The 12,877-nt window shown below is 59.5% G+C and carries 7 protein-coding genes; 3 read left to right on the top strand and 4 right to left on the bottom strand.

Features of this window, described 5'->3' with window-relative positions; translation table 11 throughout:
• Positions 1-5: 5 nt before the first annotated feature.
• The 3 genes from CJF39_RS10470 (at position 6) to CJF39_RS10455 (ending at position 3,809) form a co-directional block, all read left to right on the top strand.
• The gene (locus tag CJF39_RS10470; protein WP_094993357.1) at positions 6-926 is read left to right on the top strand and encodes a MurR/RpiR family transcriptional regulator; all 921 of its coding nucleotides are present in this window, start codon (positions 6-8) and stop codon (positions 924-926) included.
• Between the two features lie 923 nt (positions 927-1,849).
• Positions 1,850-2,566 carry an HPP family protein gene (locus CJF39_RS10460; protein WP_094993355.1) on the top strand — a complete coding sequence of 239 codons (717 nt, stop codon included), beginning with the start codon at positions 1,850-1,852 and terminating at the stop codon, positions 2,564-2,566.
• A 166-nt stretch (positions 2,567-2,732) separates the two neighbouring features.
• Positions 2,733-3,809 (top strand): GGDEF domain-containing protein, encoded by a 1,077-nt coding sequence (locus CJF39_RS10455; RefSeq protein WP_094993354.1) that lies wholly within the window; start codon positions 2,733-2,735, stop codon positions 3,807-3,809.
• Between the two features lie 12 nt (positions 3,810-3,821).
• Here CJF39_RS10455 and CJF39_RS10450 read toward each other — a convergent pair whose 3' ends face one another.
• From CJF39_RS10450 to CJF39_RS10435, 4 genes are read right to left on the bottom strand one after another with little or no spacing between them, the layout of a single operon-like run.
• Positions 3,822-5,330 (bottom strand): efflux transporter outer membrane subunit, encoded by a 1,509-nt coding sequence (locus CJF39_RS10450; RefSeq protein WP_170942669.1) that lies wholly within the window; start codon positions 5,328-5,330, stop codon positions 3,822-3,824.
• Complete coding sequence (locus tag CJF39_RS10445; protein ID WP_094993353.1) at positions 5,327-8,434, bottom strand: efflux RND transporter permease subunit; 3,108 nt, start codon at positions 8,432-8,434, stop codon at positions 5,327-5,329. Before CJF39_RS10445 ends, CJF39_RS10450 begins: the two co-directional genes overlap by 4 nt.
• On the bottom strand, positions 8,431-11,532 hold the full coding sequence (locus CJF39_RS10440; protein WP_094993352.1) for an MdtB/MuxB family multidrug efflux RND transporter permease subunit: 3,102 nt from the start codon (positions 11,530-11,532) through the stop codon (positions 8,431-8,433). The genes CJF39_RS10445 and CJF39_RS10440 overlap by 4 nt, the downstream gene beginning before the upstream one ends.
• A complete protein-coding gene (locus CJF39_RS10435; protein ID WP_094993351.1) occupies positions 11,529-12,839 on the bottom strand; it encodes an MdtA/MuxA family multidrug efflux RND transporter periplasmic adaptor subunit in 1,311 nt (436 codons plus the stop codon). The genes CJF39_RS10440 and CJF39_RS10435 overlap by 4 nt, the downstream gene beginning before the upstream one ends.
• Positions 12,840-12,877: the final 38 nt, after the last annotated feature.

Below are 12,877 nucleotides of genomic sequence, written 5' to 3'. Positions count from 1 at the left end.
CCTCTATGTCATCCACCGATCAGCCGGCATCCGTCGAGCCAACGCCAGAGCGCGCATTGACCAGCCCGCCGGTGAGTGCCGAGCGCCTGTTGCAACTCATTACCGAGGAATACGAAAGCCTGCCGCGCCAGCTCAAGCGGATCGCCAGCTACATGAGCCAGCAAAGTGACCGCATCATGGTGGATCGCATCAGCGATATCGCCCGCGAGTGCGACGTGCACCCGTCGGCCATCGTGCGGTTTTCCCAACGCTTCGGGTTCAGTGGTTTCAGCGAAATGCAGGCCCTGTTCCGCGAGGCGTACACCCACAAAACCACCCCGGTGCAGAATTACCAGCAACGCATTCGCAACATGATTGCCAACAAGTCGCAGAAAGCCAGCGGCGGCGATCTGGCGCGCGAGTGCATCAATGCCACGCTGTCCGGCATCGAACGCCTGGGGCTGGAACTGGATGATCTGGCCTTCGACAAAGCCGTGGACCTTGTCGTTAATGCCGACAATATTTACGTGGTCGGCGTACGACGTTCCTTCGCAGTCGCTGACTACCTGGTCTACAACCTGCAACACACCAACAAGCGCATTCATCTGGTCTCAGGCCTGGGTGGCAGTTACCGCGAGCAAATGCGCAGCGTGCGCGCCAACGACCTGGTAATTGCCATCAGCTTCACTCCCTATGGCAAAGAGACCCAGCATTGCCTGCGCATTGCCCAGCTGCATCAGGCCAAGACCCTGATCATCACCGACAGCAACCTGTCACCGCTGGCCAAGCGCGCCAACAGTGTGTTGCTGGTCAATGAAGGCAGTTCCTTTGCGTTCCGTTCGCTCAGCGCGACGTTGTGCTTGTGTCAGGCATTGTTCATTGCAGTGGCGTATCGCCTTGAACTGAAGGTTGACGAGATCCATGAGCAGGTCGGGTTTGATGATTAATGCGATCCCGATGCAAAAGCCTGTAACCCAATAGGGCTGAGGGCGGTCGACTAGTGTTGTAAGGCTTTTGCATCAACAGGTGTCCAACCTTGGATCGAATAGCGTCAGTAAAGGGCAACCGAAAACCCTTTCTTCGATATTTGAAAGATCCTACGACTTTCTCCGTAAATCTTATCGTCAGCTACTCACTGCCTGACAACATGTCCCTCGCAAGCGGCCTTACAATCGCCCCTTTGGATCTAAGATCTCGGGCCGTGTAAACGCCGTTTGTGTCACCCGTTGTATCGCTGCCAGATCTGCCGCTGGCTGCTGCCACGCGATGTGTTCCCACCCTTAAACCGATTCGCTGAGCCCACCACCCCAGACCTGTTGTTTCAAGGGATTGCACACCTGTGTGCGGCCCTTGAATTGTCATCAAGGAAGCGCGCCCAAAGTCCCTGGATAAATGGAGTACAACATGACGAGTGAAGTTTTTTTGGCCAACGACCGTGACCTGCCCGAGCAATCCGCCCATGCACTCTGCCCCCCCGTGAAATCGTCCGGCCATTGGCCGACAGGCGAGAAATGATGCACACACCTGAACTAAGCAGGTTGGTTAAACTTCGCGATGCTTTGCTTGTACTCAAAGGTTCAATGAGCCCCAGCGTCGACCTGCATGAATTTCTGGAACATCAATTGTTGAGCAATGACGTTCATGACCGGGTGCTTGGCAAACTGGCAGAGACACGACCGGGCCTGGCCAGCTAAACCAAACATCAAAACTATTGCACTCAACCCTCATTATTATGAATTTGCGGATTGTATCGGCGCAGGTCAGACTACGCCGGTCCCTTCCCCCATGAAGGAACAGTTCAAGGGCTTGCCGGGTCCCCCGCCAAGCCCTTTTTTGACCTGCTGCCTGACTCTCCCGGACGTTCTCCACCATGCCAATCCGCTGGATCAGCCGCCTTTTGCCTGCGGCTACAAATACCCGCCCCATCGAATGGAGCCGCGCCGCCATTGGCGTCTCCCTGGGTACCCTGTTCAGTGTTTGGCTGTGCAGCCGTTTCTTCGGCCTGCCGGTCGCCCTGCACCTGATCGGACCGCTGGGTGCCTCCGCCATCCTGTTGTTTGCCGTCTCTTCCGGCGCCCTGGCACAGCCCTGGTCCATACTCGGCGGCTACCTGTGCGCCACAGTTGTGTCCTTGCTCGTTGCACATTATTTGGGCCGCGACCTGACCAGCGCTTGCCTGGCAGTCGGCCTCGCGCTGGTGGTGATGTGCCTGTTGCGCTGCCTGCATCCGCCCGCCGGTGCGCTGGCCTTGCTGGTGGTACTGGCCGACCCGGACAGCGCCCGCCTGGGCTGGGAGCTGCTGGCCCCGGTCATGCTCAGTGCCGTGTGCATGCTGCTGGCGGCGCTGGCCTACAACAACCTGACCCGGGTGCGCTACCCGAAAAAAACTGCCGAACCGGCGCCCAACGTGATCGCCCCTCCTGTCGACGGTGATCCGGGCATTACCGCCAAGGACCTGCAACAGGCATTGGCCGAGATGGACGCGTTTATCGACGTCACCCCGCAAGACCTCGAAACCCTGATCCGTACCAGTGAACACTATGCCCGCCGTCGCAGCGTGGGCGAGGTGCTTGCGCACGTCGATTGAGCACGCGCCTTTCTTTGGCCTGCCCCTGAACGATCCGCACGGCTAACCCTCCAACTCCTGCTAGGGTTATCGGTGCGTGGTCCGGGAGGCGTTGTCTTGGCCCCCTTGATGACTCGGACCCACGACCGCTGAACGCTCCCTTCAACGACCGTGATCAAGGCTTGCAATGCTCAAGACCCTGGAAAATGAAATCTCAAAGCACGCCGCGCCGCCCGCCTTGCAAGCTGAATTCGCTCAACACGACTTTGAAAAACTACGCACCTTTTGCCGTCTTACCTACATCTCCAGCATTGTCATCTGGCTGCTGTTTGATCTGATCGTCAGCTTTAAGGGGCTTCAGGGCTTTACCGCGCTCTCTATGCTTTTTTTCGGCACCATGGTGGTCTTGACCATCGTGCTCGGGTTTATCCGCAAGGCCCGTCACTTCGACGTTCTTAACCTGATTTATGTGCTGGTAATCACCACGGGCATCCGCCTGATCGTGTTTGGCTTGCCCAGTGACGCGCAGCCCATCTGGCTGATCCTCGCCACCTCCAGCCTGCTCTACAACGCTGCGGTGTTGCCGCTTAGCCGTTGGGGATTTTTCTCGGTCGTGGGCGTGACCTGGGTCGTACTCAACCCTTTTTGGATGACCGACGTCGAGTTCTTTGACCTGCGCGGCACGTTGATCCTGAGCTACTACGTGTTTCTCAGCGGCCTGACCATCTACAGTTTTTTCAAGCTGCGACGTATCAAACTCTACAACTACACGATGTCCAAACTGTTGCTGACCCAGGCCTACATCGACACCCTGACCGAGATTCCCAACCGACGCTCCTTCATGACCCGCGCCACTGAATTACTGACCCACACGCCGCGCGAACAGGATCATTATCTGGCGATGATCGACATCGACAATTTCAAAAAAGTGAATGACCTGTACGGGCATGACATCGGCGATGAGGTGCTCAAGCGCACCGCCGCCAGTATCAAGACCGTCATGCAGGGCTATGAATATGCGCGGTTGGGCGGCGAAGAGTTCGCGGTGTACTTGTCCGGTGTGCGGCGTGATGATGTCGAAATGTTGATGGCGGCGCTGTGCAGCCGGGTGCGTAACGACCCGGCAGCACATCCTGTGACCGTCAGCATCGGCCTGGTCAGGGTTGGGGACCTGGACACCCTTAATCAGGCGTTGGCCAAGGCCGACAAGGCGCTGTATGAATCAAAAAACGCGGGCAAGGACCGGTTTACGTTTCACCGTTAGCAGCCAATGGCGTTACGGCCTGTCAGCTTTTTCACGGGCGCTCAGATCGGTATTGCCGTCCCAGCCACCGCCCAGCGCGGCAATCAGTTTCACACTGGCGAGCAACCGATTCTGCTCCAGCGTGAGCATGGTGCGCTCCGCATTCAGGGCCGTGGCCTGAACCACCACCACATCCAGATAGGCAATCAGTCCGGCCTTGTACTGATTGCGGGTCAAACGCAACGACTCGCGGGCCGACTCCAGTGCCTGACGTTGCACCACCGCCTCGTCCTCCAGCACTTTTAGTTGCACCAGATAGTTTTCCACTTCGCGAAAACCATCGAGTACGGTCTGGCGGTATTTGGCGACCGTCTGGTCGTACACCGCTTCATTGCGATCCACCTCGGCGGATCGCTGGCCGCCATCGAATAACGGCAACGAAATTTTCGGCCCCACCGACCAGAAGCGGTTGGGCACGCTGATCCAGTCTTCGTAGGTGCTGCTGCTGTACCCACCTTGCAGGCTCAGGCTGAAATCCGGGTAATACGCAGCCTTGGCTACTCCGATATTGGCGTTGGCGGCGATGATCGCCCGCTCGGCCGACGCGATGTCAGGGCGTCGCTCCAGTAATTGCGAAGGCAGACTCAGCGGAATGCGCGGCAAGTCCGGCACGTTCTGTATTTCAGCCAGTTTGAAACCGGCTGGCGGTTGGCCGGTCAGCACAGCGATTGCGTTTTCAAACTGCGCCCGTTGCCAGATCAGGTCGATCAGGTTGGCCTGGGTATTGCGCAACTGGGTTTGCGCCTGCGCCACCGCATCTTTCCCGGAGATCCCGGCCCGGTATTGGTTTTCGCTCATTTTCAGTGAGCGCTCATAGGCCTGCACCGTGGCTTCAAGCAGACGCTTTTGCTCGTCGATTACCCGCAATTGCAGGTAGTTCTGCACCAGTTCCGACTGTTGGCTCAGGCGCATGGCGGCCAGGTCGGCCAGGCTGGCTTCGGCGCTGGCCTGGTTGGCCTCCAGCCCGCGGCGCAGTTTGCCCCACACGTCAGCCTCCCAGCTCACGCCGACTTGCGCGTTGAGGGTGTCGCGGATGCCGCTGCTGGAACTGGTCAGGCTGGAATTGGAACTGCCGGTTCCCTGGCTCGAACGGGTCTTGCCCACACTCAGGTCGGCGCTGGGAAAGAACGCACCACGCGCGCTGCGCACCAGGGCTTGAGCCTGACGGAACTGCGCTTCGGACTGCGCCACGCTCTGGTTGGAACGGTTCAGGGTTTCCACCAGCGCGTTAAGCTGCGGATCGCCGTATAACTCCCACCAAGCGCCCCTCTCCAATGCGTCACTGGGATTGGCCTGGCGCCAGCCCGCGGCTTCCTTAAAGGTCACGGGTGTGGCCGCTTCGGGTCGCTGATAGTCCGGGCCTATGGCACAGGCACTGAGCAACAGCCCGGACAACACCAGCCCCAGCAGGCGCGAGCCACGGGCCAGCGCCCAACGTTGTGGCGACAGGGCCGGAGCGAGGGTAAGCAAACGAGACGTCATAGCGGAGTTTCCAGGGCTGCATCAGTGCGCACGCCGCGCCATTGATTGAAGCGACGGCGTGCACGGTCGAGATAGAGGTAAACCACCGGAGTGGTGTAAAGGGTCAAAATCTGGCTGAAAATCAGGCCGCCGATAATGGTCAGGCCCAGCGGCTGCCGCATTTCAGCGCCTTCTGCATGGCTGAGCATCAGCGGCAAGGCGCCCAGCAACGCGGCAAGCGTGGTCATCAAAATCGGCCGCAAGCGTTGCAGGCACGCACTGCGGATCGACTCCTGCGGGTTCATGCCCGAATGGCGCTCCAGTTGTAACGCCAGGTCGATCATCAGGATGGCGTTTTTCTTGACCACGCCGATCAACAAGAACAGCCCCAACAGCGATATCAGGCTGAATTCCCCGCCGGTGATGTAGATGCTCAACAGCGCACCCACCCCGGCCGAGGGCAACGTCGACAGAATGGTCAGCGGGTGAATGTAGCTTTCGTACAAAATCCCCAGCACCAGATACACCGCCACCAACGCGCCGAGAATCATGAAGGGCTGACTCTTCTGCGTGGCGGCGAAGGCATCGCCGGTGCCGGCCATTTTGGCAATCACGTCTTCGGGTAAACCGAGTTTGGCAATGGCCCGCTCGATGGCCGCCGTGCCCTGTTCCAGCGACACGCCGTTGGCCAGATCGAAGGCTATGGTTTCAGAGGCAAACTGCCCTTCGTGTTCCACCCGGTCGTCTTGCAGGCTGTTTTCATAATGAGCGATGGTGGACAGCGGAATGCGCTGCCCGTCCGCCGTGATGACCTGCACCTGATTCAGGGTTTGCGGGTCCCGGGCGTATTTGGGATTGACCTCCATGACCACCCGGTATTGGTTCAGGCTGTCATAGATGGTCGATATTTGACGCTGGCTGTAGGCGTTATTGAGCACGGCCGTGACCATGTTCATGTCCACCCCGAGGCGCTTGGCCTGATCGCGGTCGACGACCAGGGTAACTTGCTGCGCACCGCGACCTTCGCGGGCATCAATCGCAGTCAGTTCGGGCAGCGCCTTGAGGGCTTCAACCACTTTCGGGTACCAGGTGCGCAGCTCACTGAGGTCGCCACTTTGCAAGATGTACGAATACTGCGAACTGGTTTGCTCGCGACCGCCACCAAACTGCAAATCCTGATCCGCCATTAACATCAGGCGCCCACCCGGGACTTTAGGCAGGGTTTCGCGCAGACGCTCAATGACCTTTTGCGCCGAAATCTTGCGCTCCGAAATCGGCTTGAGGCGCACGATCATGATTGCGTTGTTGGTGCCGCCGTTGCCGCCGATAAAGCCCGCGACGCTTTCAACCGCCGGGTCAGCCAGCACGGCTTTGCGGAAGGTCTCCATTTTTGGCTGCATCACGCTGAACGACAGACCGTCATCCCCGCGTACGAATCCGATCAACTGCCCGGTGTCCTGCTGCGGCATGAAGGTTTTGGGCACGACCACGTACAGCGCCACGTTCACCCCAATGGTGACCAGCAAACTGAACAGCGTCAGCCGCTTGTGCCGCAGCACCCAGTCCAGACTGCGGGCATAGCCGCTGACCATGCGCTCGTTGAGCCTGTTGCTCCAGCGCTGCATGGCATTTTCAGTGCCCGGCACATGGGGCTTGAGCCAGCGGGCACAGAGCATCGGGGTCAGGGTGAGCGACACCACCAGCGACACCACGATCGAGGCCGCCAGGGTGATGGAAAACTCGCGAAACAGGCTTTCAATGATGCCGCCCATGAACAGGATCGACAGGAACACCGCCACCAGCGACACGTTCATCGACAACAATGTGAACCCGACTTCCTTCGCTCCCAGGTACGCAGCCTTCATGGGCGCGATCCCGGCATCGATGTGGCGCGAGATGTTCTCCAGCACCACAATCGCATCGTCCACCACCAACCCGGTGGCCAGAATCAGCGCCATCAGCGACAGGTTGTTCAGCGAAAACCCGTAGAGGTACATGATGGCAAAGGTGCCAACCAGCGAAACCGGTACAGCCAGTGTAGGAATCAGTGACGCGCGGAAATTGCCGAGAAACAGAAACACCACCACAATCACCAGCGCCACGGCGATCAGCAAGGTCATTTCCGCCTCATGCAAGGTGGCCTTGATCACCGGGGAGCGGTCCATGGCCAGGTTCAGCTTCACGCTGGCCGGCAACACCGCTTGCAGCGCAGGCAACTGGGCCTTGATCGCGTTTACGGTCTCGATGATGTTGGCGCCCGCTTGCCGATTGACCACCAGCAACACGGCCGCGTCATTGTTGAAGAAACCACTGTTGTAGCGGTCTTCCACACTGTCCTGAACCTTGGCCACATGGCTCAGGCGCAGCGCTGCGCCATCCTGATAGCGGATGATCAGCGGCTCGTAATCCTTGGCCTTTTCCAGTTGATCGTTGGCCTGAATCTGCCAATTGCGTTCACCATCGGACACCGCGCCCTTGGGGCGTCGCACGTTAGCGTTGGCAATGGTGTTGCGCACCTCGTCCAGCGACACGCCGTACTGGTTGAGCAACTGCGGCTCCAGCTCGATACGCACGGCGGGCAGCGAACTGCCGCCGATCTGCACTTCGCCCACCCCCGGAACTTGCGACAAGCTTTGCGACAAGATGGTTGAGGCCAGGTCGTACAGCTCGCCCTTGGACAGCACATCCGAGGTCAGCGAGAGCACCATGATCGGGGCTTGCGACGGGTTGACCTTTTTGTAGGTCGGCATACTGCGCATGCCGCTGGGTAACAAGTTGCGTGACGCGTTGATCGCTGCTTGCACTTCACGGGCGGCGCCATTGATATCGCGGTCCTGATCAAATTGCAGAATCACCCGTGTCGAGCCCTGACTCGAACGGCTGCTCATGGTGTTAACCCCGGCAATCGCGCCGAAAGAACGCTCCAGCGGCGTGGCCACCGTGGATGCCATGACCTCGGGGCTTGCACCCGGCAAGCTGGCCGACACCACAATCACCGGGAAGTCTATCTGTGGCAGTGGCGAAACCGGCAACAACCCGAAACTCACCCCGCCCAGCAACATGATGGCGAGACTCAGCAGCATGGTGGCGACGGGCCGCCGGATGAAAGGGCCGGACAAATTCATAGCGGCGCCTGCTCAGGTTCGGCCGCGTCACCGCGCCAGCGGCGGCCCAGACGGTCGAAGTACAGGTAAATCACCGGCGTGGTGAACAGTGTCAATACCTGACTCACCAACAAACCGCCGACCATCACCAGGCCCAATGGCTGGCGCAATTCCGCACCCGAGCCAGTGGCCAGCATCAACGGCACAGCACCGAAAAGGGCCGCCAGCGTGGTCATCAGGATCGGCCTGAAACGCAGCAAGGCCGCCTGATAAATCGCCTGCTCCGGGGCCATGCCCTGATTACGCTCTGCGTCGAGGGCAAAGTCGATCATCATGATCGCGTTTTTCTTCACAATGCCGATCAGCAAGATGATGCCGATGATGGCGATCATTCCCAAGTCATTGCCACTGAGGATCAACGCTAGCAAAGCGCCGACCGCCGCCGACGGCAAGGTCGACAGAATGGTAATCGGGTGAATGTAACTCTCGTAGAGCACACCCAGCACGATGTACATGGTCACCACCGCCGCCAAAATCAGCAGCAAGGTGCTCGACAACGAGGCCTGAAACGCTTGCGCTGCGCCCTGGAACTGGGTCTGGACGCCCACCGGCATGCCGATGTCTTTCTGCACCTGATCAATCAGCTCAACCGCCTCCCCCAGTGCCACGCCGGGAGCAAGGTTGAAGGAGACCATAACGGACGGAAACTGGCCGATATGCGAGACCGCGAGTTGCGCCTGACGCTCTTCGACTTTAGCCAGGCTCGACAGGCGAACTTGCCCGCCGTCAGTGGTTTTGACATGGATCTGGTCCAACGCCTGCGGGCCGATTTTCTCGCCGTCCTGCGCTTGCAAGACCACACGGTATTGGCTGGCCTGGGTGTAGATGGTGGAAATCTGCCGCTGGCCAAATGCGTCATACAGCGCATCAGTAATGTTGGCCACCGTCACCCCGAGCCGCGAGGCGGCATCACGGTCAATCACCAGGTACACCTGCAAACCTTTGTCTTGCAGGTCGCTGGCAACGTCGGTCAATTGGGGCTGGTTGGACAGCGCGGTAACCAGCTTTTGGCTCCAGGTGCTCAGCAACTCGGCATCCGGGGATGACAGGCTGAATTGATACTGGGTACGGCTTACCCGGTCTTCAATGGTCAAGTCCTGCACCGGTTGCATGAACAACCGGATGCCCGCCAGTTTGTCGATCTGCGGCTGCAAGCGCGCAATCACGTCCGAGGCGCTGTCGCTGCGTTCGCTGTGGGGCTTGAGGTTGATCAGCATGCGGCCGCTGTTCAGCGTGGCGTTATCGCCGTCAACACCGATGTACGACGACAGGCTTTCTACGTCCGGGTCCTGCAGGATGATGGCGCCCAACGCCTGCTGACGCTGGCTCATGGCGCTGAACGAAATGGACTGCGGCGCTTCGGAAATACCCTGAATCACCCCGGTGTCCTGCACCGGGAAGAAGCCCTTGGGCACGATCAGGTACAGGAACACGGTCAGGGCCAGCGTGCCGATGGCCACCAGTAACGTCAGCGGCTGGTGTTTGAGCACCCACTGCAACATGCGGCCGTATTGCGCAATCATCCAGTCAATCGTGGCGCCGCTGGCCCGGTAGAAACGGCCCTGCTCTTCTTCCTTGGGTTCAGGTTTGAGCAAACGGGCGCACATCATCGGCGTGAGGGTCAACGACACCACCAGCGAGATCAGGATCGCCACCGCCAGGGTAATGGCGAACTCGCGAAACAGACGCCCGACCACGTCCGCCATGAACAGCAACGGAATCAACACGGCAATCAGCGACAGCGTCAGGGAAATCAGGGTAAAGCCAATCTGTTTGGCGCCCTTGAGCGCCGCCTGCATCGGGCTGTCGCCTTCCTCGATGTAACGCGAGATGTTTTCCAGCATGACGATGGCATCGTCCACCACGAACCCGGTGGCAATGGTGAGTGCCATCAAGGTCAGGTTGTTGATGGAAAACCCCGCCAGGTACATCACCCCAAAGGTGCCGATCAATGACAGCGGCACGGCAATCGACGGAATGAGGGTGGCGCTGGCACGCCGCAGAAACAGGAACGTCACCATCACCACCAGGGCAATGGCGATCAGCAGTTCGTGCTGCACGTCGCGCACCGAAGCGCGAATGGTTTGCGTGCGGTCGGTCAACACCGTGACATCAATACCCGCAGGCAAGTTGTCGGTAATGCTGGGCAGTAAGGCCTTGATGCGATCGACCACTTCAATGACGTTGGCGCCCGGCTGACGCTGGATATTGAGCAGGACCGCCTGGTTCTCGTTGGCCCAGGCCGCAAGGCGCTCGTTTTCGGCACCATCGACAATCTCGGCCACGTCCTTGAGTCGCAAAGGCGCGCCATTGTTGTAGGCGAGGATCAGCTCGGCATACTCCTGCGGTGTTTTGAGCTGGTCGTTGGCATCCAGCATCGATACACGGGTCGGGCCGTCAAAGTTGCCTTTGGGTTGGTTGACGTTGGAGGCACCGATCAGCGAACGCACGTCCGCCAGATTCAGGCCATTGGCCGCCAGCGCCTCGGGGTTGACCTTGATCCGTACTGCCTGACGCTGACCGCCCGCAATGCTGACCATGCCCACACCGCTGATCTGGGCGATCTTTTGCGCCATGCGCGTATCGACCAGGTCATTGAGCTTGGGCAAGAGCATGGTTTTGGATGTAATGGCCAAGGTCAGTACCGGCGTGTCGGCCGGGTTGACCTTGTTGTACACCGGCGGTGCTGGCAAATCGCTCGGCAACAGGTTGCTCGCGGCATTGATCGCGGCCTGCACCTGCTGCTCGGCCACGTCCATGTTGATGTCGAGGTTGAACCGCAACGTCAGCACCGAGGCGCCGCCAGAACTGGTGGACGCCATTTGCGTCAGCCCCGGCATCTGCCCGAACTGACGCTCCAGGGGTGCCGTCACCGCACTGGTCATCACATCCGGGCTGGCGCCGGGGTACAGCGTCATGACGCGGATGGTCGGGTAATCCACCTGGGGCAAGGCCGATACCGGCAACAGGCGGTAGGCGATGATCCCGGACAACACGATGGCCAGCATGCACAGCGTGGTTGCGACCGGGCGCAGGATAAACAGCCGCGACAGATTCATTCGTGGGCCTTGGTCTTGGCAGCGTCGGCAGCAGGCGTTGCCGCGTCACCCGCCGCCGCACCGCCTTGCAGGTGCGAAGCCGGGGTGGCGGGTACGTCGGCGCTGTCATTGACCACCTCTACCGCCCCGCCATCGCGCAGGCGGTCAGTGCCCTCAAGCACCACGCGATCGCCGGGCTCAAGCCCCTCCTCGATCACCGTCACATCACCGTCAGTGGCGCCCACTTTCACGCTACGAATCTTGACCTTATTGTCGCCGTCCATCGCATACACGAACGAGCCGTTGGTGCCGAACTGGATAGCCGCCGACGGGGCAAGGATCACATCTTTCAAGGTGTCTGCCAGCAAGCGCACGTTCACGAACTGATTGGGGAACAGCGTCTGGTCGCGGTTTTCGAACAGCGCCTTGAATTTCAAGGTGCCGGTGGTGATATCAATCTGGTTATCGATGCTGCTCAACACGCCCACTGCCAGCTCTTTGCGATCCCCGCGGTCCCACGCCTGAACCGGCAGCTTGGCACCCGAGCGATAGCGCGCAATCACCAGCGCCAGATCGTTCTCGGGCAAGGTGAAACTGATCACGATGGGCTCGGTCTGGGTGATGACCACCAGGGCCGTGGTGTCATTGGCCGCGACCAGGTTGCCGACGTCCAGTTGACGCAAGCCTACGCGGCCGCTGATGGGGGCACGGATCTTGGTGAATTCGAGGTTGAGCTTGGCATCGTTGACCGCTGCCTGATTGGTTTTCACCGTGCCCTGATATTGGCTGACCAGCGCTTCGGCCGTGTCCAGCGTCTGCTTGGCGATACTGTCTTCGGCATACAGGCCGCGATAGCGCTGCACATCGACCTGAGCATTCTTGAGTTGGGCCTGGTTCTGCAACAGCGTGCCTTCAGCCTGAAGCAAGGCGTTTTGATAGCTGCGCGGATCGATTTCAGCCAGTAACTCGCCGGCTTTAACCATCTGGCCTTCCTTGAAGTAAACCTTGACCAGTTCCCCCGCCACGCGGCTGCGCACATTGATGGTATTGAGTGCTGTCACGGTGCCCAGCGCCTTGTAGAACACCGGAAAATCCCCGCGCTTCACGTCAGACACCCGCACCGGCACAGGTTGGGTCGAACCGCCAAACCCCGGACGCATCATCCCCGACTTACTGGTACGGCCCTCAGGCTGGGCAGCCTGTTCTTTTTTCGACGAAGTCGGCCACAGCCACCAGCACAGACCGATGACGATTAACACGAGCAAAAGGCCAACCAGCCAACGACGGGATTTGTGTGAAACAGTGGATTGCATGGAATGATCAACCATTGGGCGCGAGGGCTTCTATTCAGGAAGGCTGAACGATA

It is taken from the genome of Pseudomonas lundensis (genome assembly GCF_002269125.1).
Classification (GTDB): Bacteria; Pseudomonadota; Gammaproteobacteria; order Pseudomonadales; family Pseudomonadaceae; genus Aquipseudomonas; species Aquipseudomonas lundensis_A.
The sequence above is the reverse complement of the archived record's forward strand: the minus strand, read 5'-3'. Positions and strand labels throughout refer to the sequence as shown.